Annotated in this window: 26 protein-coding genes and 1 tRNA gene; 9 read left to right on the top strand and 18 right to left on the bottom strand. The window is 67.6% G+C overall.

Annotated elements, in window-relative coordinates; all coding sequences use genetic code 11:
• Positions 1 to 10: 10 nt before the first annotated feature.
• The 4 genes from C7389_RS04750 to C7389_RS04735 all read left to right on the top strand — a co-directional run bounded on the left by C7389_RS04750 (position 11) and on the right by C7389_RS04735 (position 3,897).
• Positions 11 to 691, top strand: coding sequence for a hypothetical protein (locus C7389_RS04750; RefSeq protein WP_133588903.1), 681 nt, complete (start codon positions 11 to 13; stop codon positions 689 to 691).
• Positions 688 to 1,623 carry a peptidylprolyl isomerase gene (locus C7389_RS04745; protein ID WP_133588901.1) on the top strand — a complete coding sequence of 312 codons (936 nt, stop codon included), beginning with the start codon at positions 688 to 690 and terminating at the stop codon, positions 1,621 to 1,623. Before C7389_RS04750 ends, C7389_RS04745 begins: the two co-directional genes overlap by 4 nt.
• Positions 1,624 to 1,658: 35 nt before the next feature.
• A complete protein-coding gene (locus C7389_RS04740; RefSeq protein ID WP_133588899.1) occupies positions 1,659 to 2,186 on the top strand; it encodes a YbjN domain-containing protein in 528 nt (175 codons plus the stop codon).
• 520 nt (positions 2,187 to 2,706) lie between these two features.
• Positions 2,707 to 3,897, top strand: coding sequence for an alkaline phosphatase family protein (locus C7389_RS04735; protein ID WP_133588897.1), 1,191 nt, complete (start codon positions 2,707 to 2,709; stop codon positions 3,895 to 3,897).
• A 136-nt stretch (positions 3,898 to 4,033) separates the two neighbouring features.
• Here the strand turns inward: C7389_RS04735 and C7389_RS04730 are convergent, their stop codons facing one another.
• The 14 genes from C7389_RS04730 to C7389_RS04665 all read right to left on the bottom strand — a co-directional run bounded on the left by C7389_RS04730 (position 4,034) and on the right by C7389_RS04665 (position 17,746).
• Positions 4,034 to 4,498, bottom strand: coding sequence for a DUF1178 family protein (locus tag C7389_RS04730; RefSeq protein ID WP_133588896.1), 465 nt, complete (start codon positions 4,496 to 4,498; stop codon positions 4,034 to 4,036).
• A gap of 28 nt (positions 4,499 to 4,526) precedes the next feature.
• Positions 4,527 to 4,611 (bottom strand) — tRNA-Leu (locus tag C7389_RS04725).
• Between the two features lie 7 nt (positions 4,612 to 4,618).
• Positions 4,619 to 4,879, bottom strand: coding sequence for a cell division topological specificity factor MinE (gene minE / locus C7389_RS04720; protein ID WP_133588894.1), 261 nt, complete (start codon positions 4,877 to 4,879; stop codon positions 4,619 to 4,621).
• Between the two features lies 1 nt (position 4,880).
• Positions 4,881 to 5,693 carry a septum site-determining protein MinD gene (gene minD / locus C7389_RS04715; protein ID WP_133588892.1) on the bottom strand — a complete coding sequence of 271 codons (813 nt, stop codon included), beginning with the start codon at positions 5,691 to 5,693 and terminating at the stop codon, positions 4,881 to 4,883.
• A 32-nt stretch (positions 5,694 to 5,725) separates the two neighbouring features.
• Positions 5,726 to 6,487 carry a septum site-determining protein MinC gene (minC, locus tag C7389_RS04710; RefSeq protein WP_133588890.1) on the bottom strand — a complete coding sequence of 254 codons (762 nt, stop codon included), beginning with the start codon at positions 6,485 to 6,487 and terminating at the stop codon, positions 5,726 to 5,728.
• 75 nt (positions 6,488 to 6,562) lie between these two features.
• Positions 6,563 to 7,429 (bottom strand): Hsp33 family molecular chaperone HslO, encoded by an 867-nt coding sequence (hslO, locus tag C7389_RS04705; RefSeq protein WP_133588888.1) that lies wholly within the window; start codon positions 7,427 to 7,429, stop codon positions 6,563 to 6,565.
• Complete coding sequence (locus C7389_RS04700; protein WP_133588886.1) at positions 7,426 to 7,827, bottom strand: ArsC family reductase; 402 nt, start codon at positions 7,825 to 7,827, stop codon at positions 7,426 to 7,428. Before C7389_RS04700 ends, hslO begins: the two co-directional genes overlap by 4 nt.
• A 98-nt stretch (positions 7,828 to 7,925) precedes the next feature.
• A complete protein-coding gene (locus tag C7389_RS04695) occupies positions 7,926 to 8,249 on the bottom strand; it encodes a DUF3175 domain-containing protein (protein WP_133588884.1) in 324 nt (107 codons plus the stop codon).
• Between the two features lie 118 nt (positions 8,250 to 8,367).
• On the bottom strand, positions 8,368 to 8,922 hold the full coding sequence (locus tag C7389_RS04690; protein ID WP_133588882.1) for a type 1 glutamine amidotransferase domain-containing protein: 555 nt from the start codon (positions 8,920 to 8,922) through the stop codon (positions 8,368 to 8,370).
• 142 nt (positions 8,923 to 9,064) lie between these two features.
• Positions 9,065 to 11,380, bottom strand: coding sequence for a Tex family protein (locus tag C7389_RS04685; protein WP_133588880.1), 2,316 nt, complete (start codon positions 11,378 to 11,380; stop codon positions 9,065 to 9,067).
• A gap of 142 nt (positions 11,381 to 11,522) precedes the next feature.
• Entirely contained in the window at positions 11,523 to 12,380 is an 858-nt protein-coding gene (locus C7389_RS04680) for a thioredoxin family protein (protein WP_133588878.1), read from the bottom strand.
• 131 nt (positions 12,381 to 12,511) lie between these two features.
• Positions 12,512 to 13,360, bottom strand: coding sequence for a D-hexose-6-phosphate mutarotase (locus C7389_RS04675; protein WP_133588875.1), 849 nt, complete (start codon positions 13,358 to 13,360; stop codon positions 12,512 to 12,514).
• Between the two features lie 3 nt (positions 13,361 to 13,363).
• Entirely contained in the window at positions 13,364 to 16,051 is a 2,688-nt protein-coding gene (locus C7389_RS04670) for a bifunctional acetate--CoA ligase family protein/GNAT family N-acetyltransferase (RefSeq protein WP_133588873.1), read from the bottom strand.
• A 171-nt stretch (positions 16,052 to 16,222) separates the two neighbouring features.
• On the bottom strand, positions 16,223 to 17,746 hold the full coding sequence (locus C7389_RS04665; RefSeq protein WP_246034633.1) for a sensor histidine kinase: 1,524 nt from the start codon (positions 17,744 to 17,746) through the stop codon (positions 16,223 to 16,225).
• 382 nt (positions 17,747 to 18,128) lie between these two features.
• Here C7389_RS04665 and C7389_RS04660 point away from each other — a divergent pair, with 382 nt between their 5' ends.
• The 3 genes from C7389_RS04660 (at position 18,129) to C7389_RS04650 (ending at position 19,714) form a co-directional block, all read left to right on the top strand.
• Positions 18,129 to 18,677, top strand: coding sequence for a class I SAM-dependent methyltransferase (locus C7389_RS04660; RefSeq protein ID WP_133588871.1), 549 nt, complete (start codon positions 18,129 to 18,131; stop codon positions 18,675 to 18,677).
• A gap of 48 nt (positions 18,678 to 18,725) precedes the next feature.
• On the top strand, positions 18,726 to 19,178 hold the full coding sequence (locus C7389_RS04655; protein WP_133588870.1) for a MarR family winged helix-turn-helix transcriptional regulator: 453 nt from the start codon (positions 18,726 to 18,728) through the stop codon (positions 19,176 to 19,178).
• A gap of 110 nt (positions 19,179 to 19,288) precedes the next feature.
• Positions 19,289 to 19,714, top strand: a complete 426-nt coding sequence (locus C7389_RS04650) for an organic hydroperoxide resistance protein (RefSeq protein ID WP_133588868.1) — start codon at positions 19,289 to 19,291, stop codon at positions 19,712 to 19,714.
• A 43-nt stretch (positions 19,715 to 19,757) separates the two neighbouring features.
• Here the strand turns inward: C7389_RS04650 and mnmH are convergent, their stop codons facing one another.
• Positions 19,758 to 20,825, bottom strand: a complete 1,068-nt coding sequence (gene mnmH / locus C7389_RS04645; protein WP_133588866.1) for a tRNA 2-selenouridine(34) synthase MnmH — start codon at positions 20,823 to 20,825, stop codon at positions 19,758 to 19,760.
• Between the two features lie 39 nt (positions 20,826 to 20,864).
• Between mnmH and selD the strand changes: the two genes are divergently transcribed.
• The gene (gene selD / locus C7389_RS04640) at positions 20,865 to 21,905 is read left to right on the top strand and encodes a selenide, water dikinase SelD (protein WP_133588864.1); all 1,041 of its coding nucleotides are present in this window, start codon (positions 20,865 to 20,867) and stop codon (positions 21,903 to 21,905) included.
• A 55-nt stretch (positions 21,906 to 21,960) separates the two neighbouring features.
• Here the strand turns inward: selD and C7389_RS04635 are convergent, their stop codons facing one another.
• A complete protein-coding gene (locus C7389_RS04635; RefSeq protein WP_133588862.1) occupies positions 21,961 to 22,581 on the bottom strand; it encodes an arylesterase in 621 nt (206 codons plus the stop codon).
• Between C7389_RS04635 and C7389_RS04630 the strand changes: the two genes are divergently transcribed.
• Positions 22,565 to 23,281, top strand: a complete 717-nt coding sequence (locus tag C7389_RS04630; protein WP_133588860.1) for an ABC transporter ATP-binding protein — start codon at positions 22,565 to 22,567, stop codon at positions 23,279 to 23,281. The genes C7389_RS04635 and C7389_RS04630 overlap by 17 nt on opposite strands.
• 20 nt (positions 23,282 to 23,301) lie before the next feature.
• Here the strand turns inward: C7389_RS04630 and hpnE are convergent, their stop codons facing one another.
• Positions 23,302 to 24,612: a hydroxysqualene dehydroxylase HpnE gene (gene hpnE, locus C7389_RS04625; RefSeq protein ID WP_133588858.1), complete on the bottom strand. Its 1,311-nt coding sequence runs from the start codon at positions 24,610 to 24,612 to the stop codon at positions 23,302 to 23,304.
• Between the two features lie 4 nt (positions 24,613 to 24,616).
• Complete coding sequence (gene hpnD / locus C7389_RS04620) at positions 24,617 to 25,450, bottom strand: presqualene diphosphate synthase HpnD (RefSeq protein ID WP_133588856.1); 834 nt, start codon at positions 25,448 to 25,450, stop codon at positions 24,617 to 24,619.
• Positions 25,451 to 25,500: the final 50 nt, after the last annotated feature.

Genomic DNA, 25,500 nt, shown 5'->3' with positions numbered 1-25,500 from the left:
GGATGCCCACGTGAATCATTCACTTGATGGTGGCCGCAAGCCGGTCGCCCCGCGCTGGAGCCTGCTGGCCACGCTGCTGCTGTGCGCAGGCGCCCACGCCCAGCAGGGCGGCAGCATGGAAGAACGCCTGCGCACCCAGCTGCGGGTGACCACCACCCAGCTGCAGCAGGCGCAGAACGAGCTGGCCGCGCTGAAGGCGGTCGGTCCGGCAACGCCGGCAAGCGGCGAAGTCGATGCGATGAAAGCCGAACTGAGCAAGCTCAAGGCCGAACTGGCCGGCGAGCGTGAAGCACGGCATAAGACCCGCGAGGAGTCGCTGCGGGTGCGCGACCAGGCCGAAGGCATGCTGCAGAAGAGCAGCGCCCAGGTAGCGCAATACCGTAGCGCCTACGACGAACTGCTCAAGCTCGCCCGCAACGCGGAAGCCGAACGCCAGCGCCTGATCGCCGAGGACAAGCTGCGCGGTGAAGCGCTGGCCCAATGTGAGGCGAAGAACGTGCAGCTGTACGAGACCGGCAAGGAAATCCTGCGTGCCTACGAAACCATGGATGTAGCGACGGTGATGTCCGCCCGCCAGCCGTTCGCCGGCGCCGCCCGCGTCAAGCTGGAGGAAGCCGCCCAGCAGTACGGCGACACGCTGTACGGCAACCGCTTCGATGCCAGCAGCGTGAAGCTGGAGGAGGCGAAATGAGCGCGCACCTTTCGAATGGCCATCATTCCCTGCGTCGCCTGCGCGCCTTCGCCGTCCTGCTGCTGGCGATGGCCGCCGGTGGTGCGTGGGCCGCCGATAGCGGCGGTCAGACGGTGGCCAGCGCCGGCAGCTTGAGCATCAAGCAGCAGGAGCTGGAAACCGTGCTGCGCAAGCTCGACGCCAACGAACGCCAGGCGCTGCGTAGCGATCCGGCGGGCGTCGAACGCTGGCTGCGCCAGCGCCTTGCCGGCGAAGCCCTGCTGCAGGAAGCCCGCCGCAAGGACTGGGCCGCGCGGCCGGAAGTGAAGGCCCAGGTGGACGCGGCGGTGCGCGAGGTGTCGGAGCGCATCATCGCCAATAGCTACCTGGAATCCGTCGCCAAGGTGCCGGAGAACTACCCCTCGGATGCCGAACTGCGCGCGGCCTACGAGCAGGAGAAGGCCAATCTGCAAGTGCCCGCCTTCTACCAGCTGGCCCAGATCTTCCTCGCCGCGCCGGCGAGCGATGCGGCGGCGGTGACGCGCGCCCGCGCCAGCGCCGAAGCGCTCGCCCGACAGGCCGCCGGCGGGGACTTCGCCGCGCTGGCGCGCCAGTACTCGCAGGACGAAAGCTCCGCCGCCCGGGGCGGTGAAGTCGGCAGCCTGCCGCTGGCGCAGATACTGCCGGAGATGCGCCCCGTGGTCGCCGGCATGAAGGCGGGCGAGGTGCGTGGCCCGGTGCAGTCGGCCGCCGGCTTCCATCTCGTCAAACTGCTGGCCAGCACGCCGGCACGCGTCGCCACGCTGGAGGAGGTTGTGCCCCGCCTGCGCGCAGCACTGCGACAGCAGCGTCTGCAGCAGCAGATCGCCACCCACATGGACGGCCTGGTGCCGGCCTCCACCATGAAGATCGATAGCGCCGCCGTCACCGCGACGCTGAACAAGGCCGACTGAGTCGGCGCCAACACCACTTACACCCAGGAGTAGCAATGAGCGGCGATCAGGAAAACGCGAAGAGCAGCGAGATCACGGCGCCAGTGCTGGCGGCGGTGGGCCCGGAGCAACTGGGCGAGGCCATCAAGCTCGCCGGCTGCGCCGTCACCCCGGTGGAGCAGAACGGCGTCATCCGCCTGCACAGCGCCAGCCACGGCGTGGGCTTCCAGGTGCTGTGGGGCAACCGGCTGGCCGCCGGCCAGTACGCCGACTTCACCTTCAGCTGCCCGCTGCGCATCCAGGGCGGCAGCCTGCCGCACGGCCTGCTGCAGGAGTGGCACCGCAGCCGCCGCTTCGCCCGCGTCTCCCAGCATGGCGAGTTCATCGCGCTGGAAATGGACGTGTTCGTCGCCGGTGGCGTCACTCTCGACTACCTGACGGTCCAGGCCCAGCTATGGACGCAGATGATGGGTCAGTTCTTCATCTATCTGCGCAACTACAAGGCGGATGCGGAAGCGGCATCCACCGGGGGTAGCGAGGGCGCAACCCCCGCTGTGGAAGAGGAGGCGGCGTCCGCCGCCTGAAGCAAAGGCTCGCGCAAGCCTGCCTTGTAGGAGCATCTCCTGTCTGACGCGGCAAGGGCTGCGCCGGGCGACGAGCTTGAGGGGCCTCCCGCCCACTGGCGGTTACCGTGGTAACCGCCTTACAAGGCGACGCCTTGAGGGATGCATGACGAGGCGGGCTCGATGCGGCCGAAGAAGGAGGGAAACCTATCGACTCAGAAGCTGATTGAAGAGGGAGCCCCCCTGCTGCTGCATCCGGAAAGGTCCGGCCGCGGGCGCCGGGGCGCGGATCGGGCAATGTGTCGGTTGGTGCATTGCCCGATTTTTCGTCGCGGGCCGCGCTTTGCATGGCCCAGGCTCCGGTTTGCGCCCCCAAGAACGCAACCCGATGGAATTGGAGGCGGGGGTCCCGGTCCACCTTCCAGTGGCTTGCAACACCATCCACGTTCGCAAGAATGGCTTTCACCGCGCGAACCGCGCCAGAAGCGTTGCACACTGCGTGCAGTAACCCACCTGTGTCGCGCACACCAAGGATTTCCCAATGATGGATGCACGCCTGTTCCCCCTACCACGCAACGCGCTGCTGCCCGACTACGGCAGTCATGGCCTGCTGGGGCTGACGCGTGCCCTTGGAGACTGGCTACGGGGAAACGAGGAACTGACGCTGCCCGGTTTGTCGCCACTCCGCCCGCGCGGCGTGGTGCTGCTGGTGATAGACGGCCTGGGCGAGGCCTTCCTGCAACGACTGGGACAGGGCAGCCGGCTGCATGCCCACCGGCTGACGCGGCTGACCTCGGTCTGTCCCTCGACCACCGCCAGCGCCGTCACCACGCTCTATACCGGACTGGCGCCGGCGGAGCACGGCTTGACCGGCTGGTTCATCCACGATCGTCGCTTCGGCGGCGTGATCGCGCCGCTGCCGCTGCACCGCCGCGGTGGTGGCCGCCTGCGGGGGCCCTTCCTCGGTGCCCGCTTGTTCCCCTACCGCACCCTCGCGCAGCAGGCGCGGCGGCCGGTATCGGTGCTGACACCGGCTGAATTGGCAGCCTCCGGCTACAGCGCACGCCACACCCGCGGTGCGAGAGTGATTGGCTATTCGAAGCTGCAGGAGTTGCTGCCGGCCATCCTGGAGGAGGCCGCCCGGCTGGAGGGCTGCGGCCTGATCCATGCCTATTACCCCGGATTCGATGCCCTCAGCCACAAGCTCGGGCCGTATGCGCCGGCGGTGCAGGGCCTGTTCGGCCGCCTGGATGAGATGTTCGCGGCCCTGGCGAGTGGCCTGCGCCGGCACGGAATGGCACTGCTGGTGACCGCGGACCACGGCTTCAGCGAGGCCCCGGAGGAGCGCCACTACCGCATCGACGCCCGCTCACCGGCCCAGGCCATGCTGGCTGCCCCCCTGTCCGGCGAACGCCGGCTGGCCTTCTGTCATCTACGTGTGGGCGCGGAGCAGGAGTTCGAGGATTTCGCCGCCAGCGAACTGGCCGGCCGGGCAGTGGCGGTACGCTCCCGCCGGCTGCTGGCCGCCGGTCTGTTCGGACCAGGGCAGCGCCATGCGCGCCTTGCCGAGCGGATCGGCAACTATGCGCTGTTGATGGAGGCCGGCCATACGCTGTCCGACCGCGTCCCGGGCGAGGACGAGTTCAGGATGCGCGGTGTGCACGGGGGCTTGAGCGGAGAAGAGATGTGGATTCCGCTGATCCACGCCGGAGTGGAAACCGAGGGCGGGTAGCGTCGCGGGCCCGGATGCCGAGCCTGGGAGTACGGCGGGAGACTCGGGTTCCAGGAGGCTCACGGCCAGGCTCAACCGCGGCCGTCATGCAATCGCCAGTCCTGCGGAAATGCCGTCCACCTGCTTTGCAGAAAGCTCAGTGCAGGTCTTCTTCCGCCGGCGGCAAGGGCAGCGCCATGATGCCTTCGTCCAGCAACTCGCCCAGTTCCCTCGCCGAGGCGGCACCGCGTATGGAGCGCGCCTCGCTTTCTCCGTAGTGGATCTTGCGGGCTTCCTCGGGGAAGCGGGCGCCGACATCCTCGGCCTCCTTGCCCATGCGTCGCAGCGCGGCAATGGCCTGGGCGAGGATCGCGCCGGCGTCTGCGGGCAGCGTGGGCACCTCCGCTGGCTTGCCCTGCGGCGGAAGTTCCGCCGGCAGTCGTGCCGGCGCTGCGCTGCGAGTCTGCACATAGGGTGCGCTGGGCAGGCGGCGAATCTGGATGGAGTCGCACACCGGGCAGGAGATCTGCCCGGCTTGCTGTTGCATTTCAAAGGCTTCGCTGGAGGCGAACCAGCCTTCGAAGCGATGATCGTGCTCGCAGCACAGGTCGAGGACGATCATCGAGCCGCGCCCGGCGGGAGCAGGGCGGTGGTACCCGGAGCGGGGGTCGAACCCGCACGCCTTGCGGCTTCGGATTTTAAGTCCGATGTGTCTACCAATTTCACCATCCGGGCATCGTGGTCAGCGTCCCTGCTCGGGCAGGACGATGTTGACCTCCAGGACTTCGTAGTTGTCCTGCTTTTCCAGCTGAACCTTGATGTCGTCCGGATTGACCGCGACGTACTTGGAGATGACCTCGATGAGTTCCTTCTGCAGCGCAGGAAGGAAGTCGGCCGCAGCGGCCCCGCCGCTGCGCTCGTGGGCGATCAGCAGCGACAGCCGGTTCTTGGCGATATCGGCCGTGCGCTTCTTTTCGCCGAAGAGGCGGGCAAGCAGGGACATGTCACTTGCCTCCGAACAGGCGCTTGATGAGGCCAGGCTTCTCGTAATTGACGAAGCGCAGCTCGCGGTCTTCTCCGAGGAAGCGGGAAACCACGTCCGCATAGGCCTCGGCGACGTCGGTGCCTTTCAGGTGGATGGCCGGCGTGCCCTGGTTGGACGCATGCAGCACCGACTCGGATTCCGGGATCACGCCGATCAGCGGCACCCGCAGCAGTTCCTGCACGTCCTTGTAGGACAGCATCTCGCCGTCTTCCACCCGCTTGGCGGAGTAGCGCGTCACCAGCAGGTGTTCCTTGACCGGCTCGCCGCCTTCGCGGGCGCGCTTGGACTTCGACTGCAGGATGCCCAGGATGCGGTCGGAGTCGCGCACCGAGGACACTTCAGGGTTGGTGGTGACGACGGCTTCGTCGGCGAAGGTCAGCGCCATCACCGCGCCGCGCTCGATGCCGGCCGGGGAGTCGCAGACCACGTAGTCGAAGCCCATGTGCTCCAGCTCCTTGAGCACGACTTCCACGCCTTCCTCGGTCAGCGCGTCCTTGTCGCGCGTCTGCGAGGCGGGGAGGATGAAGAGGTTCTCGCAGTGCTTGTCCTTGATCAGCGCCTGATTGAGCTTGGCTTCGCCGTTGATGACGTTCACCAGGTCGTACACCACGCGGCGTTCGCAGCCCATGATGAGGTCGAGGTTGCGCAGGCCGACGTCGAAGTCGATGACTGCGGTCTTGAAGCCGCGCAGGGCGAGGCCGGAGGAGAAGGCCGCGCTGGTGGTGGTCTTGCCCACGCCGCCCTTGCCGGATGTTACGACGATTACTCTCACGGTTTCCCCTTGTTGGATATGGCTGGCGCTGCTCAGTCGAGCTGCAGCGCTTCGATGGTCAATGTCTGTTCTTTGCCGGCGCCGCCGAGGCGGACGACGGCTGCGCGACCGCCCACCGCTTCGGGGACGCCGCGTTCGAAAGTGCGATACACCCCGGCGATGGAAACCAGCTCGGGGCCGAAATTGGTGGCGATGATGCGGGCGCCGGTGTTGCCCTGGGCGCCGGCCAGCGCACGGCCGCGCAGCGGACCGAAGCAGTGGATGCTGCCGTCGGCGATCACCTCGGCGCCATTGCTCATGCCGGCGAGCAGCACCAGATCGCCGCCGCGGGCATAGACCTGCTGTCCGGAGCGCAGCGGGCGGTCGACGAACAAGGTGTTCGGCTGTGGCGCGCTCACTACCGGCTGGGGAGCCGCCACCGGCGCCGGTGCGGCGACAGGCGCGGCTTCGGCAGCGGGGCGGTCGCGCAGTTCGGCGCCATCCAGAATCGCCAGGCCAGCCTGGCGAGCAGCCTGGGCAAGCCCTTCAGGCAGGTTGCGCACGCCCACCGGCTGCAGCTGATAGCGGCGGAACAGGGACAGCAGGCCGGCCCAGTCGATGCGCGCGGGCGCCTGGCTCAGGCCGGAGAAATCCAGCACTGCGGCTTCACCATTGAAGAAATCCGGCATGCCGCCCATCAATTTGTGCAGAGCGTCGGCCAGGCGAGCCGGCTCCGTCTCACGCAGGACCGCAACGGTGGCACCCAGGGCCGAGTTGCGGAATTCGATGGAGCGGGCGGAGGCGGCTGCGGACATTGGGCTGAGGGCTGTCAAAATCAGCGAAGTCTACTGAGGGGCGGCGCTTCCGGCAAGGCCGCCCGCCGCCAGGGCTCAGTGCAGCGTGGGCGGATGGAACAAGGCATCCACGTCCGCGCGGTCGAAGCGGTAGGTGTGGTTGGAGAGATCGTCATGCACCACGACCTCGCCATGCTCCTGCAATACCGCACGCACTTCGTCCTCGCCCAGGCCCTGCAGCATGGAAGAGACCTTCTCCCGGTCAGGCGGCCAGTGGTGGATCACCGGCCGCGGTTCGAACAGGCGTACATCCTCCTCGGCGAAGAGGCGGCCGAGCAGGGTTTCCGGCGGCAGACCCAGCAGTTCCTCCGGCTTCACCGTCTGGGCGAGGTGATGGACGCGGTCCCAGCCATCCACGTCCCGCCGGTCGGCGCCGGGCAGCTTCTGCAGGAAGAGCGCGGCGGAGGCAATCGGGTTGCTGGCCAGCCACAAACCGGCGGGCTGTTGCTCGGATTGGGCGAGGTAGTGGCTGAAGACCTCGGCGATGCTGTCGCCCTCCAGCGGCACCAGGCTCTGGTAGGGCTGGTCCAGCCCGGCGATGTCCAGGCTGAGCTGCAGCCGGCCGTCGCCCACGAGTTCGCCCAGCGTGCTGCCGTGTAGTGCGCCCTCCGCCTTGGCGTAGCCGCGCAGGTTGAGTTCCTCGGTACAGTCCACCACCAGCAGGCTGACCGGGCCGCGGCCCTGGATCTGGAAGGTGAGGCGGCCGGGCTGCTTGAGGTTGCCGGCGATGACGGCGGACACCGCACTCATCTCGCCCAGCAGGCGCGCCAGTTCCGGCGGGTAGCCGCGGCCTTGCTGCAGGGCTTGCCAGACATCGTCCAGGCGGACGACGGCGCCGCGGATGTCCAGCGCTTCGAGCATGAAGCGCTGCACGTAGCTGGAGGGAAGCTTGGGCTTGCTCATGCTTTTTCTCCGGCAGGAAGCGCAGCGGCATAGGCGGCGGGGTCGAAGCCCACCAGCAGTTCCCCATTGGGAAGGACGAGCACCGGCCGGCGGATCAGGCTGGGGTTCTCCACCATCAGGGCGACGGCTTCTTCATCCGAGCCGATGTTCTGGCGCTCTGCCGGAATCTTGCGCCAGGTGGTGCCCCGGGTATTCACCAGCGCCTTCCACCCCAGGCTGGCAACCCAGGGGCGCAGCAGACCGGCATCCAGGCCATTCTTGCGGTAGTCGTGGAAGCGGTATTCCAGGCCTTGGGCCGCGAACCAGGCGAAGGCCTTCTTCATGGTGTCGCAGTTGGGAATGCCGTAGCAGACCGGCACGCCGGCGGGCGCGGCGGCGGTTGGGGAAGAGGCTTGCATTGGATCTGTGTCCGGATTGAGTGCGGCGGAAGCGCGCTAGTTTACTACGCTCGCGTTGCTCCGCCGCCTGGATGCCCTGCTGCCCGCGGGCGGGACGCTCAATGCGGAGGATGGGATCGCCGGCGGGGCTTGCCATAGAGGGAGCGCAGCTCGTCCTTGGCTGCGTTCAGGGTGCGGCGGCGTTCGCCCGGCAGCCGCCGGCCGGCGCGGTTCAGGTAGAAGTTCAGCATGGACATGGCGGAGCGGAAGGGATCGGTCTTGCGGCTATGGCTGGCCTCGGCGGAGTGTTTCAGCGAGCGGGCGATCCGGCGCGGATCGTCGCTGCTGAACACGCCTTTCTCCAGGTCCATCGCGTGGCTGGTTTCGGTGACCTTCTGCGACCAGCGCCGGGGACGATGGCCTGCGTGCTTGCGGGTGCTCATGCGGGGTCTCCTTTTGCGGCCGGCCGTGGCGAAGGCATGCGTGCCCGCGCCGCGGCCGTCGGGGGGGATCTTCGTACGGGCATTTGCCGGCGGCACGGCGGTGCTCGCCGCGGTGCCCTCAGGCCAGCTCCTCCAGCAGCGCCTGGTTGAAGGCGGGGATGTCGTCCGGCTTGCGGCTGGTGACCAGCTTGCCGTCCACTACGACCTCCTCGTCGCGCCATTCGGCGCCAGCGTTGGCAAGGTCCTGGTGCAGGCTGGGCCAGCTCGTCAGCCGCTTGCCCTGGGCGACACCGGCGTCGATCAGCGGCCAGGGGCCGTGGCAGATGGCGGCGATGGGCTTGTCCTCATGGGCGAAGGCACGGATGAAGTCTATGGCCTCGGGGCTCAGGCGCAGCTGATCGGGATTGGCGACACCACCGGGCAGGACGAGCGCGTCGAAGCCGGTAGAGGCGGCGCCACGCACGTCCATCTCCACCGCGAAGCGCCCGGCCGGTTCCAGATGGTTGAACCCTTGCACGTCCGCCCCCTTGGGCTTGGGCGCGAGCAGGGTGACCTGGGCGCCGTGCTCCTCCAGGAAACGGCGCGGCTCGGTGTACTCGACCTGCTCGACGCCGTCGGTCATCAGCACCGCGATGTGCTTGCCCTGCAGGCTTTGTTGCGACTGGGTCTGCATTTCGGTTCCTCCTGTGGCAAAAAAGAAAGGGGAGCAGCCGCTCCCCGGCGTTTGCTCCCCTTTCCTTGCATTTGGCGGTCCCGGCCCGCGTCGGCCTGGATGGCCAGGCACGCGGGGTAGAAACGACAGCGCGGTGCAGCCCTCAGCGACCCTTGGCGCGGGCGAAGGCGGCGGCCAGCGCACCGCCGGCCGCAGGCCGCTGTTCTTCGCGGCGCTGCGGCGGGCGGTTGCCGCGGCTGCCGCCGTTGCCGTCGCGACGGCCATTGTCGTCGGCCCGCCGCGGTGCGACCTCGTCGGACAGGCGCATGGTCAGCGCGATGCGCTTGCGCTGCAGATCCACCTCCAGCACCTTGACCTTGACCACGTCGCCCGCCTTGACCACCGAGTGCGGATCCTTGACGAAGCGCTCGGACAGCGCGGAGATGTGCACCAGCCCGTCCTGATGCACGCCGATATCCACGAAGGCCCCGAAGTTGGTGACGTTGGTGACCACGCCTTCCAGCAGCATGCCGGGCGCCAGATCCTTCACCTCCTCGACGCCGTCGCGGAAGGTGGCAGTGCGGAACTCGGGGCGCGGGTCGCGGCCGGGCTTCTCCAACTCGGCGAGGATGTCCTGCACCGTGGGCAGGCCGAAACGCTCATCGGTGAACTCGGCCGGCTTCAGCGACTTGAGGAAGCTGCCGTTGCCCATCAGCTCGCGCACCGTCTTCTGCACCCGGCCTAGGATGCGCTCCACTACCGGATAGGCTTCCGGGTGAACCGCGGAGGCGTCCAGCGGGTTGTCGCCGGTGGGCACGCGCAGGAAGCCGGCGGCCTGCTCGAAGGTCTTCGGGCCGAGGCGGGCGACCTCCTTCAGCGCTTCCCGGTTGGGGAAGGGGCCGTTGGCGTTGCGGTGCTCGACGATGTTGGCCGCCAGCGTGGCGTTGAGGCCGGAGATGCGCGCCAGCAGCGGCGCGGAGGCGGTGTTCACATCCACGCCGACCGCGTTGACGCAGTCCTCCACCACCGCGTCCAGGCTCTTGGCCAGCTTGCCCTGGTTCACGTCGTGCTGGTACTGGCCGACGCCGATGGACTTGGGATCGATCTTGACCAGCTCCGCCAGCGGGTCCTGCAGGCGGCGGGCGATGGAGACGGCGCCGCGCAGCGACACGTCCACATCCGGAAATTCACGGGCGGCCAGCTCGGAGGCGGAGTAAACGGAGGCACCGGCCTCGGACACGGTGATCTTGGTCGCCCGCAGGTCCGGATGCCGCTTCAGCAGGTCAGCGGCCAGCTTGTCGGTCTCGCGCGAGGCGGTACCGTTGCCGATGGCGATCAGCTCCACGTTATGGCGCTTGGCCAGCACCGCCAGCGTGGCGATGGAGGCTTCCCAGTCGCGGCGCGGCTCGAAGGGATAGACGGTGGCGGTGTCCACCAGCTTGCCGGTGCTATCCACCACTGCGACTTTGACGCCGGTGCGGATGCCGGGGTCCAGGCCCATGGTCGGGCGGGCGCCGGCCGGCGCGGCCAGCAGCAGGTCCTTGAGGTTGCGGGCGAAGACGTGGATGGCCTCCTCCTCGGCGCGCTCGCGCAGCTGGCCCATCAGCTCCAACTCCAGATGCAGCGAGATCTTCACGCTCCAGGCCCAGCGTACCGTGTCGGCCAGCCAGCGGTCGGCCGGGCGGCCCTGGTTGCGGATGCCGAAACGGGCGGCGATGCGGCCTTCGCAGGGGTGGGGCGCGGTTTCATCCGGCCGGTCCACGTCCAGCGACAACTTCAGCACACCCTCGTTGCGGCCGCGCAGCAGCGCCAGCGCGCGGTGGGAGGGCATGGCGGCGACCGGCTCGGCGAAGTCGAACCAGTCGCGGAACTTGGCGCCTTCGTTCTCCTTGCCTTCGATGACGGTGGAACGCACCTTGCCGCTGTCCTGCAGGAAGCTGCGCAGCTCGCCCAGCAGCGCGGCGTCTTCGGCGAACTGCTCCATCAGGATCTGGCGGGCGCCGTCCAGCACGCTCTTGGCATCGGCGAAACCGGCCTCGGCGTTGAGGAACTTGGCGGCCTCCTGCTCCGGTTCCAGCAGGGGATCGGCGAGCAGGGCTTCGGCCAGCGGTGCGATGCCGGCTTCGCGGGCGATCTGCGCCTTGGTGCGGCGCTTCTGCTTGTAGGGCAGGTAGAGGTCCTCCAGGCGCTGCTTGGTGTCGGCGTGGTCCAGGTCGGCGCGCAGCGCGGGCGTCATCTTGCCTTGCTCCTCGATGGAGGCGATGACGCTGGCGCGGCGGTCTTCCAGCTCGCGCAGATAGCCCAGGCGCTCTTCCAGCGTACGTAGCTGGGTGTCGTCCAGGCCACCGGTGGCTTCCTTGCGGTAGCGGGCGACGAAGGGCACGGTGGCGCCTTCGTCCAGCAGTTGGACGGCGGCCATGACCTGGCGCGGAGAAACGCCGATTTCCTCGGCAATACGGTGTTCGATCGGAGGCAGCATGCTCTTGGGAATGGATGCCCGGGCTGAGGCCGGGTCGTTCAGGGAAGGCAGGAGGCGCCGCCAGGGTGGCGCCGGAGGAAGGCGGCGATGGTGCCAGCAAGGCGGCCGCGCGGGCAAGCCCGGCGGCGCCTGCGGCACCGGCTCAGCGATTGAGCAGCGCGGCCAGCTCGGCGCGGAACTCGCGTACCCGCGGGTCGGCACCCATGAGGTCGAACAGTTGCAGCATGGTCTTGCGGCCGATGTCGTCGCGATAGCCGCGGTCGCGGCGGACGATTTCCAGCAGATGCCGCAGCGCCGGCTCGTAGTCGGCCTGGCCGGCGAGCAGGGTCGCGAGGGCGAAACGGGCGTCGAGGTCCTCCGGCGCTGCCACCAGGCGGGCCTCCAGTTCGGTGGCGGAGGCAGCCTGCGGCTGGTTGTTGCGCAGGGCGAGGCGGGCCTGCAGGGTCTTCAGCCTGTCCTCGTCGCGGGCGCGGTATTCCAGCGCCTTGAGCAAGGAGGCGGCGGGTTCGAGGTCGCCGTTGTCGATGCGCAGTTCGATCTGGTCCAGCCGCGCGGCTTCGAAGGCCGGATCCTGGGCCAGGGCCTCGTCCAGCACTGCGAGCGCCGCCGGAATGTCGCCGGCTTCGGCGAGGCGGCGGGCTTCCAGCCGCAGCGGTTCGGCCAGGGAAGGCAGGTGCGGCTCGAGGAAGGCGCGGATGCGGCTTTCCGGCAGCGCGCCGCTGAAGCCATCGACGATCTTGCCATCGACGAACAGGCGCACGTCGGGAATGCCGCGCACGCCGTAGCGCTGGGCCAGCGCCTGCTCTGCGTCGGAATCGACTTTGGCGAGCCGGAAGCGGCCGCCGTACTCCTCGGCCAGCTTCTCCAGGATGGGTTTGAGTGCGCGGCAGGGGCCGCACCAGGCGGCCCAGAAATCCACCAGCACGGGAGTGTGATAGGAGGCCTGGATGACCTTGACCTCGAAGTCGTCGCCGCGGACGTCGTCTGCGTAAGGGTTCATGCGTGTTCTCCTGGTGACAACCACAAGGAGATGGGGATGCGGGCGCGAGTATCAAGCCCGGCGGCACTGAGGGCATGGAGCGGCGCGGCTGCGCCGCATGAAGGAGCGCCCCACGCGGCGGCAATGCCGGGTCAGAGCGCGATCAGCGTCTGCCGGCCCCACCAGCGCTGGCCGGGCGCCAGATGGATGGGGTGGTGGGCGGCGGCCGCCTCCACGCACAGCATTCGGCGGAAGCCATCCGGCGGCATGTCGGACAGCGCGGCGCAACGCTCTTCCCAGGGATTCCACACCACTACGTCTGGAAAGCCTTCGTTGTTGATGCCCAGGCTGCGGTCGTACTCGCGCACCAGCAACGGCCGCACGCTGTTGTGGTAGATGCGGTCGGTCTCGTCCTCGACCAGCACCGCTTCGCCGCTCTCGCGCTTGAGCTTGCCGCCGTCGGCGGTATCGCTGTATGTGAGGCCGTAGAGGCCTTCGAGGCGCGATTCCTCCACCTCGCGCACCCGCAGATAGGTGTGGAGCGCCGTGGTGAAATCGAACGGCGTATCGCCGGTGTTCTGCACGTCCAGTTCCATGTCCAGCCGGCTTTCCTCGACGATCACACTCAGTTCGAGCGCGAAGCCCTGCGGCCAGAGGGCACGGGTTTCCTCGTCGTCGCCCAGGCAGAGGGTGACCAGGGCGAAGTCGTCACCGGTGCGCTGCTCGGCCACGCTCCATTCCCGGTTGCGGGCGAAGCCATGCTTGGGTAGTGCGCCCTGGCCGGCGAACTGGGGGAAGCAGACCGGCACGCCGCCGCGGATTGGCGTGTGGCCGTCGAAAACCGCCCTGTCGCTGAGGTAGAGCCGTTCTTCCCCCTGGGCCGGTGCCCAGGAAAGTACCTGCCCGCCGAACAGGCTGACCACCGCGCGGGCACCGGCGCGGGTAGCCAGGCGCAGGGCAGGGACGCCGTGAAAATCGAGGGTGTCTATGGAAGGACCCATGCATCAATCCTGCAGGGAGAGGACGCCCAGCTTGATCGTGCTGTCGTCCGGGTCGTTGGAGAGCACGAAGCCCAGGCCTTGCACGAAGCGCAGCATGCGCTCGTTGTTGGCGAGGAAAACGCCGTTCATGTAGGTAAGGCCCTTGTTGCGGGCGGTTTCGATGAGAGTGCCCATGAGGCGTCGTGCCAGGCCGCGGTGCTGCCAGTCGTCGGCGACCACCACCGCGAACTCGCAGGACTCGCCGTCCGGATTCACCGCGTAGCGGCAGACGCCGATTTCCTTTTCCACACCGTCCTGCTGGACGGTGGCGAGGAAGGCCATCTCGCGGTCGTAGTCGATCTGGGTGAGGCGGGCCACCATGGCCGGCGGTAGCTCGCGCATGGTGTTCATGAAGCGGTAGTACTTGGTCTCGGCGGAGAGGCCGCGGACGAAGTCGATCTCCAGCTCCGCATCCTCCGGCTTGATCGGGCGGATGGTGATCTCGGTGCCGTCCGGCACCGTCCAGCGGCTGATCAGGTGGGACGGATAGGGGTGGATCGCCATGTGGTCGTAGCGATCCGCGGTGGGGGCGACGTTCTCCACCACGATGCGGGCATCCACCGCCACGGTGCCGGCTTCGTCCACGATCAGCGGGTTGATGTCCAGCGTCGCGATCCACGGCAGTTCGCAGACCATTTCCGACACCCGCAACAGCACCAGCTCCAACGCCTCCATGTTGATCGGCGGCAGGTTGCGGAACTGGCCGAGCAGGGGATAGACGCGGGTGGAGCGGATGAGGTCGTGCACCAGATAGTTGTTCAGCGGCGGCAGCGCGACCGCCAGATCGCGGTTGGCCTCGACCCGGTTGCCGCCTTCGCCGAAGGTGATCACCGGCCCGAACACCGGGTCGCGGCGCACGCCGACCACCAGTTCGCGGCCGTTGCGCTTGAGGATCATCGGCTCGATGGCCACACCGTTGATGGTGGCGTCCGGCCGGTTGCGCTTCACCTCGTCGAGGATTTCCTGGTAGGCGGTACGCACCGCCGCCAGGCTGCCCAGGTTGAGGCGAACGCCGCCGGAATCCGATTTGTGGATGATGGAGGGCGAGTCGATCTTCATCACCACCGGCAGGCCGATCTCCTCGGCCAGCACCATGGCCTCGGTGGCGGAACGGGCGATCACCGTCTGCGCGATGGGAATGCGGAAGGCGGCCAGCAGCGCCTTGGATTCCATCTCGTTCAGCACGTTACGGCGCTCGGCCAGCGCGGTCTCTATCACCAGCCGCGCGCTCTCGATGGATGGCGGCGACAGGTGGGACAGCGGCGCCGGCGTCTGCATCAGCAGCTTCTGGTTGCGGTAATAGGCGGAGATGTGGCTGAACAGCTCCACCGCCGGCTCCGGTGTGCGGAAGGTAGGAATGCCGGCCTCGATGAAGCGGTGGCGGGCCTTGATCACCAACTCGTCGCCCATCCAGCAGGTCACCACCGGCTTGTCGGCGGTGCGCTCCAGCTCGATCACCGCGTCGGCCACGCCGTCAGGGTCGGTCATCGCCTGCGGCGTCAGCATCACCAGCACGCCATCCACATTGGGCCCTTCCAGCACCGCCTGCAGCGCCTTGCGGTAGTGGTCTACGTTGGCGTCGCCCAGTACGTCCACCGGGTTGCCGCGCGACCAGTTGGGTGGCAGGCAGGCGTTGAGCTTCTCCATGGTCCCTTCGGAGAACTCCGACAGCGGAATGCCGAGGTCGCCGGCCCGATCGGCAGCCATCACACCCGGCCCGCCGCCGTTGGTGATGACGGCCAGGCGGTTGCCGCGCGGGCGGAAATGGGAGAACAGCGCATTGGCAGCGGAGAACAGCTGCCCCATGTTGTACAGCCGGATCACGCCGGCGCGGCGCAGCGCGGCATCGAACACCGTGTCGTCGCCGACCTGGGCGCCGGAATGGGACAGGATGGCGCGCGACACGTCCGGATGGCGGCCCACCTTCATCAGCAGCACCGGCTTCACCCGCGCGGCGCCGCGCAGCGCGCTCATGAAGCGGCGCGCATCCCGGATGCCCTCGACGTAGAGGAAGATGCTCTCGGTGCGCGGGTCGGAAATCATGTACTCCAGCACTTCGCCGAAGTCGATGTCGGAGGAAGAGCCCAGCGACACCACCGCCGAGAAGCCGACGTTGTTCGGCTTGGCCCAGTCCAGGATGGCGGCGCACAGTGCGCCCGACTGGGAGATGAGGCCGATGGACCCCTTGTTCGCCCGCGCATGGGCGAAGGTGGCGTTGAGGCCCAGTTCCGGCCGCATCAGGCCGATGCAGTTCGGCCCCAGCATGCGGATCCGATGGCGGCGGGCCGCCTCCAGCAGCTTGCGCTCCAGCAGGGCGCCGCGGGGGCCGGCCTCGGAGAAGCCGGAGGAAAGCACGATGGCCGCACGCACGCCGGCGCGGCCACAAGCGTCCATCAGGGCCGCGGCCTTTTCCGCCCGTACCGCGATGACCACCAGGTCCAGCCGGTGCGGCACATCCTCCACCGACTTGTAACAGGGCACGCCGAGCACGGTTTCGTGGCTCGGGTTGATGGCGAAGAGGCGGCCCTTGTAGCCCGCTTCCAGCATGTTGCGGATGAGCACGTTGCCGAGCGAGTTTTCCCGCTCGCTGGCGCCGATGATGCCGACTGAGCGCGGCTCGAAGAGGGAAGTGAGATAGTGTTTTTCTTTCATCGGACGACGACCTCGAAGGAAGCGGTTCGAGGCGGGCGGCGCCGTACAGGAAAGCTGCCGGGCGCGCCTCGCCGTGGCGCGAATTGTACTGCAGTGCACCATGTTACGTCCTGAGCACGCACGCTCACGGTGCATTCCAACGGACTTGCCCGGCCTGCGGCCGTTCCCTGTTCAGCTGCCCAGCGTGAAATAGAAGCGCGCGCCCTGTCCGGGTTTCGACTCCGCCCAGATCAGGCCGCCGTGGCGTTGGATGATGCGCTGTACGGTGGCCAGGCCGATGCCGGTCCCGCTGAACTCCCCACTATTGTGCAAACGATGGAAGGGCCGGAACAGGTTGGCGGCGAAGGCCATGTCGAAGCCGGCACCGTTGTCTTCCACGCAGAACACGCGGCGGTCGCGCTCCCGCTCGGCGCGGAAGGAGATGCGCGCCACCGGCTGGCGGGCCGAGAATTTCCAGGCGTTGCGCATGAGGTTCTCGATGAGGACGCGGGCCAGCGTGCGGTCAGCGGTGACCATCAGACCTCGCGTGATCTCGACCTCGACGATGCGCTCGGGCTCCTCGGCGCGCAGTTCATCGATGACCTGCAAGGCCAGCTCGGAGAGGTCGAAGGTCTCCTTGTGCAGGGACTGTCGGGTGAGCCGTGCCAGCTCGATCAGCGCGTCGATGAGATGCGCCATGCGCTGGGTGGCCTTGCGGATGCGCTCGATGTGGCCACGGGAGGCCTTGTCCAGCGCACCGTCCAGTTCCTCTTCGAGGATGCGGGCGAAACCGTCGATGGCACGCAGCGGCGCGCGCAGATCGTGAGACACCGAGTAGGAGAAGGCTTCCAGCTCGCGGTTGGAGGCCTCGAGTTCCGCGGTGCGCAGCCGCACCCGGGCTTCCAGCTCCTGGTTCACATTCTTCAGTGTCAGTTCGGCGACCTTGCGGGAGGAGATGTCGTCCAGCGTGCCGGCCAGGCCCTGCGGCATGCCGTCCATGTCGGTGACCGGCCGGCCGGCGGCCTCTATCCAGCGGATTTCGCCTTCGCGGGTGCGCAGGCGCAACTCGCAGTTGCACTCCGGCAGTTCTCCATTGCCGACCTTTGCCAGCTTGGTCTGGGCTTCCTCGCGGTCGTCCGGGTGCAGAAAATCCACCAGCGGCTTGCCCAGGCTCTGTTCGACGCGGTAGCCGCTGATGGTCTGCCAGAAACGGTTGAGGAAGGTGAGACGGCCGTCGGGATCGGTACGGAAGATCACCTCGTTCACCGACTCCACTACTTCGGAATAACGCTGCTGGCTCTCCTGCAGCGCGCGGGCGGTCACGATCCGCTCGGTCACGTCGCGGCCGATGCCGTGATAGCCGAGGAAGGTTCCCTTCCGCATCAGCGGGCGGCCGATCAGCTCAAGGTGGTGAATGCGGCCATCTGCACCGCGCAGGGCCAGCGTGCGGGTGACGGGCTCACGTTTCTCGATGCGTTCGCGGTAAGTGATCCAAGTGGCGGAAGTGGCGTCCACCCAGGGCAACTCCCAGGGACGCAGGCCCACCAGATCGGCCGGGACCAGTCCAGTGCGGTTGCGCAGGCCCTCGCCGACACGGGTGTAGCGATGCGAGACATCGGTGCTCCACGACCAGTCGGACGCCAGATCCACCAGTTCAGCGAGAGCGTGGGGATCGCCTTCCTCGCCCGCCTTGGCCGCGCTGCGTCGGCGGTCCACTAACAAACCGAGCGCGATACCCGTCAGCAAGGTCAGGAGAAACAGAACGTAAGACCACATCATCGCGACGGGGAGGAAAACCTTTAGAGGCCGACCCGGACAAGCGGTGCATCTGACTCGCCGTGGCGACGCGTTATAGATTCAGAGTATCCAGCGCCCGCGCGAGCCGGGCTGCGCATCTCTATAACATAGTTCCCGCCCTTCCGGGATGATCACCCGCCGGCATAGCCAGCTGTCGCGCAGCAGGGGCGGCAGGCGGGCTTGCTAGAATCCAGGCGTCTTCCGGTTCAGGGCCGGGAGCACTAGCCAAGCGCATTCCACCCGCTGCTCGTCTCGACCTGCAGGCCGGCGAGGTGCGCTCTTCCTTTCTGAGGATTGCCCTATGCATACCAGCCTGGCCACACCTTCTCCCTGGGTGATGCGCTTTGCCCCCCTGATCGCCGCCGGCGGCGAGGTTCTCGATTACGCCTGCGGCGGCGGCCGGCATGCTCGCTGGTTGGCGCAGCGCGGTTTCCGGGTGGAAGCGGTGGACAAGGACGGCGTGGCGCTGGAACTGCTGCAGGGTGCGCCGCACCTGCGCACCCGTCAGGCGGACCTGGAGCAGGGACCTTGGCCATACGGCGGCCGCCGCTTCGACGCGGTGGTGGTATGCAACTACCTCTTCCGGCCGCGCTTCGATCTGATGCTGGCGATGCTCTCCCCGGGCGGCGTGCTGATCTACGAAACCTTCATGCAGGGCAACGAACGCTTCGGCAAACCCAGCAATCCGGAATTCCTGCTTGCGCCGAACGAGTTGCTGGCGCGCCTGGGGCAGGGCTGGAGCATCGTGGCTTTTGAGCAAGGCGAAGTGGAAACTCCCAAGCCGGCAGTGATCCAGCGCATATGCGCGATCAGGGGCGAAGGCAGGGAGGCGGTCAAGCTCGGACGGTGACATGAAATAAATTTGCTATTTAATAGCGCACTATGTAAATTACTCGCCATGACGCTGCCAGAAAAAACCACGCCCTCCTTGCTTCTCGATCACCAACTCTGCTTCGCGCTTTACTCCACCGCGCTGGCGATGAACAAGGTGTATCGCAAGCTGCTGAAGGAACTGGACCTTACCTATCCCCAGTACCTGGTGATGATGGTGTTGTGGGAACGTGAGGGGGTGACGGTGTCCGAGATCGGCGAGCGCCTTTTCCTGGATTCTGCGACGTTGACACCCTTGCTCAAGCGCCTCGAAGCCGCGGCCCTGCTGAAACGGCAGCGGGCCGCCAACGATGAACGCCAGGTCATCATCACCCTGACCCCGGAAGGGCGCGCGCTGAAGGATCGGGCGACTGCAGTGCCAGCCGGCGTGCTATGTGCCACCGACTGCGAGCCGGACAAGCTCCTCGGCCTGAAGAACGAGCTGGAAACCCTGAGGCGTAATCTGATGCGCAGTGGATAGGCAATCCGTTTTTTTTTTCGCAAATACATAGCACACTATTTAATCGCATCAATTTACTCCGACATCATTTGCATGATGCCGGCTCATCCCCCCCTAGAAAGGAGTTCATCATGTCCATCGAAAAAGTCCTCTACCGCGCCACTGCAACTGCCACTGGAGGCCGCGACGGTCGCGCGCAGTCCTCGGACGGCGTGCTCGATATCAGGCTGACGACGCCGCGCGAACTCGGCGGAGCCGGTGGCGAAGGGACCAACCCGGAGCAGCTTTTCGCCGCCGGCTATTCCGCCTGCTTCCTTGGCGCATTGAAATTCGTCGCCGCGCGGGAGAAGGTGGCGCTGCCGGCGGAGGCCAGGATAGAAGGTCAGGTTGGCATAGGCGCCATCCCCACGGGTTTTGGCATCGAGGTGGAACTTCGAATCTCGCTGCCGGGCGTGGACGCTGGCGTTGCTGAGGACCTGGTGAAGAAAGCGCACGTCGTCTGCCCGTACTCGAATGCCACCCGCGGCAACATCGATGTGACGCTCACGCTGGTCTGATGCAACCCGCTGGCCGGGCCAGGCGCCTGGCCAGCGGCCTCAATCAGCCGCCAGGGCGCTCGCCGAGCCGGGTGGCGAGGATGTCTTCGGCCAGGCGGGCTATGCCGGCGGCCGAAAGATCTTCAGTGATGAAGCGCGGCGCACTGGTGAAGGCGCTGAAGTGGCTGGCCTGCGAGCGTCTGTACAGCGGGTCGTAATGCAACTCCATCAACTCGCTGAAAAGCTGTGGCAAGGCGCCGGCCTCGGCGAGCGAGAGCCAGCGCGAGATGGTCTCCTTGCTCTGCAGTTCCTTCAGCCGCTCCAGGCGCGCCTGCAGGGCGCCGACATCGTCGCCGAGGTAGGCGTAGTCCCGTACGAGGAAGGCGAGCCGGGCGTCGCGGCTGGCCTCCAGGACCGCGCAGGGCGCAGCCCGCATGGCCAGCACCAGCGGCTCCGGCAACTGGATGCGGCCGATCTTGCGGCTCTCAGCCTCGACGAATACCGGGCGGCCCGCGTCGAATCCGCGCATCGCATGATGCAGCTGCGTCTCGAAAGCCTTCTGGCTCGGCTGCTCGGCGCCAGGAATGGCGCCCAGTACCGAGCCCTTGTGCTGCGCCAGCGCCTCCAGATCCAGCACCTGCGCGCCGCGCGCGGCCAGCGCCTCCAGCACGCGAGTCTTGGCGCTGCCGGTCGGGCCGCAGAGCACCACGAAGCGCAACGCCGAGGTCAGCCCGTTCAGGCCATCGATGACGTGGTTGCGGTAAGTCTTGTAGCCGCCCTCCAACTGACAGGCGTCCCAGCCCACCATGCGCATCCAGGTGACGAAGGAGCCGCTGCGCATGCCGCCCCGCCAGCAGTACAGCAGCGGGCGCCAGTTCTTCGGTTTGTCGGCCAGGTGGCCGGCGAGGTGGCGGGCGATGTTCTCAGCCACCATGGCGCCGCCAACCCGGCGGGCTTCGAAGGCGGAGACTTGTTTGTACAGGGTGCCGACGATGATGCGCTGCTGGTTGTCCAGCACAGGTAGGTTGATCGCGCCAGGGATGCGATCTTCGGCAAACTCGGCCGGTGTCCGGACGTCGATGATCTCGTCAAAGGAAGACAGCTGTGCTACGGTCGCAACGCCTTTTCGCATACTTTCGGGCGCCGGTTCCGGCTTTCCCGCCTCGTTCTCATGGATCAAATCAAGCTCACCCAATTTTCCCACGGCGGCGGCTGCGGCTGCAAAATCGCGCCTGGCGTGCTGAGCGATCTGCTCGCCCGCATGCCGGCCGGCGTGCTTCCGGCAGATTTGCTGGTCGGCACCGATACCGCGGACGACGCCGCGGTCTATCGCCTGAACGACCGCCAGGCGGTGGTCGCCACCACCGATTTCTTCACGCCCATCGTCGACGATCCTTACGACTTCGGCCGCATCGCTGCGACCAATGCCCTGTCCGATGTCTACGCCATGGGCGGCACGCCCATCATGGCGCTGGCCATCGTCGGCATGCCGCTGGACAAGCTGCCGCCGGAAGTGATCGGCCGCATCCTGGAGGGGGGTGCCTCGGTTTGCCGGGAGGCGGGCATTCCGGTTGCCGGCGGCCATTCCATTGACGTGCTGGAGCCCATCTACGGACTGGTCGGCATCGGCGTGGTCGATCCGGCGCGGGTACGCACCAACGCCGGTGCGCGCGAGGGCGACGTGCTGTTGCTGAGCAAGCCGCTGGGAGTGGGCATTCTTTCCGCCGGCTTGAAGAAGGGCATCCTCACGCCCGCAGGCTATGCCGAGATGGTGAAGTGGACGACCACGCTTAATCGCGTGGGCGCCCGCCTGGCCCACATCGACGGCGTGCACGCGATCACCGACGTCACCGGCTTCGGCCTCGCCGGCCACTTGCTGGAGATGTGCCGCGGCGCGAACCTCGAAGCCCGGCTGGAGTTCGACCGCCTGCCGGTCATCGACGAAGCGCTGCACCTGGTGCGCGATGGCGTCGCCACCGGTGCCTCCAGCCGTAACTGGGCGAGTTACGGAGCCTCGGTACGACTGCCGCCGCAGGCCGAGGAGTGGAAGCGCAAGCTGGTCACCGACCCGCAGACGTCCGGCGGCCTGCTGATCGCCTGCGCGGACTCCGCGGTGGATGAGGTGCAAGCGGCGATCGCGGAAGTACAGGGGGAAAGCGGCGCCGTCATCGGCCGCCTGGCAGCGGGTGACGCGGAGGTGGTGATCGGCTGAGCCGGCGAAGCTCGAGCATGGGGAGGCGCCGGAAGGCGCCTCCGCGTTTTCAGGCCTACTTTCCGGCGCGCGCGTTGAGCAAGGGCTTCAGACCTTGCCAGACGGTTTCCAGAATCGTGGGCTGCGCGGCAGCGGTCGGGTGCGCGCCATCAGCCTGGAACCACTCCGCCTTGTCAGCAAAACCTTCCAGCAGGAAGGGCACGTAGGCGATTTTCTCGCCGCTCGCTACATCGACGAAGGCCTGGCTGAAGTTGCGGGTGTAGGCGGGGCCGTAGTTGGGCGGCATCTGCATGCCCACCATCAGCACGCGCGCGCCGCTGGCTTTCGAGGCCTGCACCATGGCGCGGAGGTTGTCAGCCATCAGCGCGGGCTTCAGCCCGCGCAGGCCGTCGTTGGCGCCCAGTTCGAGGATCACGATGTCCGGCTTGTGCCTTTGCAGCGCGGCCGGCAGGCGGGAGCGACCGCCGGCGGAGGTTTCGCCGGAAACGCTGCCATTGACGACCTCGTAGCGGAAACCTTCCTGCACCAGGCGCGTCTGCAACAGGGTGGGCCAGGCTTCGCCGCTCTTCAGGCCGTAACCGGCGGAGAGGCTGTCGCCCCACACCAATATGGTTGCCGCTTGCGCGGAACTGGTAAAGACAACGAACAAGAAGGTCAAGATGGATCGCAGCGGCATTGAGTTCTCCATTCCGGTCATCGAAGTCGAAGGCCTGGGCAAACACGTTCCCATGGCCGACGGACAAGGTGAATTGCACATCCTGCGCGACGTCAGCTTCGCCGTCCGCGCGGGGGAGTCGGTGGCCATCGTCGGCGCCTCCGGCTCGGGAAAATCGACCTTGCTGGGATTGCTCGCCGGACTGGACGTTCCCGCCAGCGGCACCGTGCGCATCCAGGGCAGCGACCTTTTCGCCCTGGACGAGGACGCCCGCGCGGCCTTGCGCGGCGAGACGGTCGGCTTCGTCTTCCAGTCCTTCCAGCTGTTGCCGGCGCTGACCGCGCTGGAGAACGTGATGCTGCCGCTGGAGCTGGCCGGCGCGGACAACGCCTCCGCCCAGGCGACGCAATGGCTGGAGCGGGTTGGCCTTGGCCCGCGCCTGCGCCATTACCCCAAGCACCTCTCCGGCGGCGAGCAGCAGCGGGTGGCCCTGGCCCGCGCCTTTGCCGCCAGGCCGCGGCTGCTGCTGGCGGACGAGCCGACCGGCAACCTGGACGCCGAAACCGGCCGCGCCATCGTCGAGTTGATGTTCTCCCTCAACCGCGAGGCCGGCACCACCCTGCTGCTAGTGACCCACGACGAGACCCTGGCCAGCCGCTGCGACCGCGTATTACGCATGAGCGCCGGCCAGTTGAGCGAAGCGGTGGCGGCAAGCCACTGAAGTCCTGGCGCGGTGGCCGTTCAGCCGCCGCGCTCCAGTTGCCCCCAGACAGCTTCCGCGCAAGCCACGCCGGACCGCACCGCCGACTCCAGCGTCGCCGGATAGTCCGATTCGATGTAGTCTCCGGCCAGCCACAGGCCGGCAAGTGGCGTGCGTATGCCGGGGCGGAACACGCCCGGCCGGCAGGCGATGGTCGCCCGCTTCTCGACGATGGCCTGGGACCAGACCGGCGCCGGCAGCCGGCGGCCGAGCTCTCTTTCCAGCTGGGCATGCACCGCCAGGATGAGCTCGTCCCGCGGCAGCGCCTCGTGCGCGCCATGGGCACTGATGACGCAGGCGATCAGCCCATCCCGGCCGCCCAGGCGGCCACGGTCGAATGCCCACTGCGCCGGCCCTTGCGACAGGCCGATCATGCTCTCGGGCAGGTGCTGGCCCGGCCCCAGGGCCAGGTAGACGGTGACGATGGGCTCGTGCGGCAGCTCGTCGATCTGCTTGGCCAGCCGGTCGCAGGCCCCGGTGGAGGCGAGCAGGGCGCCGGCGTGATAGGGCGCGGTGGCCAGCACCACCTGGCGCCAGGGCTTGCCGCCGGGGTCGCCCTCCAGCAGAAAACCCTCCGGCGTGGGCCGGATCGCCTCGATGGCGTTGCCGGTGCGCAGCCGTCCGCGCCGCGTTGCGAGGTAGCGGGCCGCCGGCACCGGGAAGAGCTCGGACAGATCCACCCGCGGGATCAGCAGCTCGCTGGCGGCGGCATCCGCGGCGAGGGAGTCGCGCAGCACGTTGACGAAGACCTGGGCGGAGGCCTCCTCCACCGGGGTGTTCAGCGCGGCGATGCACAGCGGTGCCCAGATCAGTTCGCACAGTAGCGGCGACTGCCGGTACTGCCGCAGCAGGCCTTCCACCGTGGCGCCCGGCGCGACCTTGAAGCCTGACTTCTTCAGCCCGCGCATCAACCGCAGCATGGCGAAGCGGTCGCTCCAGCCCAGCCCGCGGGCGCGCAGGATACCGATGCCCAGATGCAGCGGCGCCGGCAAGCCGGCCGCTGCGCGCAGATCCAGCCGGCCGGGTACATGCAGCGTGAGCGGCAGGTGCATCAACTGCTTGGGCGTGCCGCCGGTGAGGCGGAGCAGGCGGGTGAGTTCGCGATAGGCGCCGACCAGGATGTGCTGGCCGTTGTCCACCAGCCATTCGTCCTTGTGCACCACCCGGGCGCGGCCGCCCAGGGTGTGGGAGCGCTCGAACACGGTGACGTGCACGCCGCGCCGCGCCAGTTCGACGGCGCAGGCCAGGCCGGCGTAGCCGGCGCCGATGACTGCGGCGGTCGGGGCACTCATCGCTTCAGCCCTTCATCCAGGTCCAGCCGGCCAGCCAGACCTTGCGCAGCGGGGTCAGCGAGGTACGGCGATCCAGCACCCTGAAGCCGTCGGCGGCGATCTCCTTCAGCAGCGCGCGGTAGATGGCGGCCATGATAAGGCCGGGGCGCTGTGACTTGCGATCTCCGGCCGGCAGCTGGGCGAAGGCCTGGTCGTAGAACTGTTCGGCGCGCTGGGCCTGGAACTGCATCAGCTCGCGGAAGGCGTCGCTGTAGCGGGCCTCGAGGATGTCCTTGGCCGGCACGCCGAAGCGTTGCAGGTCTTCGATCGGCAGGTAGATGCGGCCACGGCGGGCATCCTCGCCGACGTCGCGGATGATGTTGGTGAGCTGGAAAGCCATGCCCAGGTCGTGGGCGTACTTCAGCGTCTGCCTGTCCTTGTAGCCGAAGATCTCGGCTGCGAGCAGGCCAACCACGCTGGCGACCCGGTAGCAGTAGAGCTGCAGGCCCTTAAAGTCGAGGTAGCGGGTCTGGCTGAGGTCCATCGCCATGCCGTCGATGATCTCCAGCAGCTGTTCGCGCGGCATGGAGAAGCGGCTGCCGACGTCCTTGAGCGCGTGGCCCACCGGATGCGTCGGCTCGCCGCCGTGCACCCGCTCCACTTCCTGCCGCCACCATTGCAGCTTGGTCTGGGCGAGGGAGACGTCCTTGCACTCATCCACCACATCGTCCACCTCGCGGCAGAAGGCGTAGAGCGCGGTGATGGCCTGGCGTCGTTCCGGCGGCAGGAACATGAAGCTGTAGTAGAAGCTGGAACCGCTCTTGGCGGCCTTGTCCTGGCAATAGTCGTGCGGATTCATCTGAGCTGGCCGGCGTGGGCGAGGGGCGCGGCGGAACAGGTGGAAGGGGA

This window comes from Azoarcus indigens (assembly GCF_004361735.1).
Classification (GTDB): Bacteria; Pseudomonadota; Gammaproteobacteria; order Burkholderiales; family Rhodocyclaceae; genus Azoarcus; species Azoarcus indigens.
The sequence above is the reverse complement of the archived record's forward strand: the minus strand, read 5'-3'. Positions and strand labels throughout refer to the sequence as shown.

Coding starts and splice junctions, on each gene's coding strand:
- C7389_RS04745 (WP_133588901.1), top strand. CDS start 688: ATGAGCGCGCACCTTTCGAATGGCCATCATTCCCTGCGTCGCCTGCGC.
- C7389_RS04740 (WP_133588899.1), top strand. CDS start 1,659: ATGAGCGGCGATCAGGAAAACGCGAAGAGCAGCGAGATCACGGCGCCA.
- C7389_RS04735 (WP_133588897.1), top strand. CDS start 2,707: ATGATGGATGCACGCCTGTTCCCCCTACCACGCAACGCGCTGCTGCCC.
- C7389_RS04730 (WP_133588896.1), bottom strand. CDS start 4,498: ATGATCGTCCTCGACCTGTGCTGCGAGCACGATCATCGCTTCGAAGGC.
- minE (WP_133588894.1), bottom strand. CDS start 4,879: ATGTCCCTGCTTGCCCGCCTCTTCGGCGAAAAGAAGCGCACGGCCGAT.
- minC (WP_133588890.1), bottom strand. CDS start 6,487: ATGTCCGCAGCCGCCTCCGCCCGCTCCATCGAATTCCGCAACTCGGCC.
- hslO (WP_133588888.1), bottom strand. CDS start 7,429: ATGAGCAAGCCCAAGCTTCCCTCCAGCTACGTGCAGCGCTTCATGCTC.
- C7389_RS04700 (WP_133588886.1), bottom strand. CDS start 7,827: ATGCAAGCCTCTTCCCCAACCGCCGCCGCGCCCGCCGGCGTGCCGGTC.
- C7389_RS04695 (WP_133588884.1), bottom strand. CDS start 8,249: ATGAGCACCCGCAAGCACGCAGGCCATCGTCCCCGGCGCTGGTCGCAG.
- C7389_RS04690 (WP_133588882.1), bottom strand. CDS start 8,922: ATGCAGACCCAGTCGCAACAAAGCCTGCAGGGCAAGCACATCGCGGTG.
- C7389_RS04685 (WP_133588880.1), bottom strand. CDS start 11,380: ATGCTGCCTCCGATCGAACACCGTATTGCCGAGGAAATCGGCGTTTCT.
- C7389_RS04680 (WP_133588878.1), bottom strand. CDS start 12,380: ATGAACCCTTACGCAGACGACGTCCGCGGCGACGACTTCGAGGTCAAG.
- C7389_RS04675 (WP_133588875.1), bottom strand. CDS start 13,360: ATGGGTCCTTCCATAGACACCCTCGATTTTCACGGCGTCCCTGCCCTG.
- C7389_RS04670 (WP_133588873.1), bottom strand. CDS start 16,051: ATGAAAGAAAAACACTATCTCACTTCCCTCTTCGAGCCGCGCTCAGTC.
- C7389_RS04660 (WP_133588871.1), top strand. CDS start 18,129: ATGCATACCAGCCTGGCCACACCTTCTCCCTGGGTGATGCGCTTTGCC.
- C7389_RS04655 (WP_133588870.1), top strand. CDS start 18,726: ATGACGCTGCCAGAAAAAACCACGCCCTCCTTGCTTCTCGATCACCAA.
- C7389_RS04650 (WP_133588868.1), top strand. CDS start 19,289: ATGTCCATCGAAAAAGTCCTCTACCGCGCCACTGCAACTGCCACTGGA.
- mnmH (WP_133588866.1), bottom strand. CDS start 20,825: ATGCGAAAAGGCGTTGCGACCGTAGCACAGCTGTCTTCCTTTGACGAG.
- selD (WP_133588864.1), top strand. CDS start 20,865: ATGGATCAAATCAAGCTCACCCAATTTTCCCACGGCGGCGGCTGCGGC.
- C7389_RS04630 (WP_133588860.1), top strand. CDS start 22,565: ATGGATCGCAGCGGCATTGAGTTCTCCATTCCGGTCATCGAAGTCGAA.
- C7389_RS04635 (WP_133588862.1), bottom strand. CDS start 22,581: ATGCCGCTGCGATCCATCTTGACCTTCTTGTTCGTTGTCTTTACCAGT.
- hpnE (WP_133588858.1), bottom strand. CDS start 24,612: ATGAGTGCCCCGACCGCCGCAGTCATCGGCGCCGGCTACGCCGGCCTG.
- hpnD (WP_133588856.1), bottom strand. CDS start 25,450: ATGAATCCGCACGACTATTGCCAGGACAAGGCCGCCAAGAGCGGTTCC.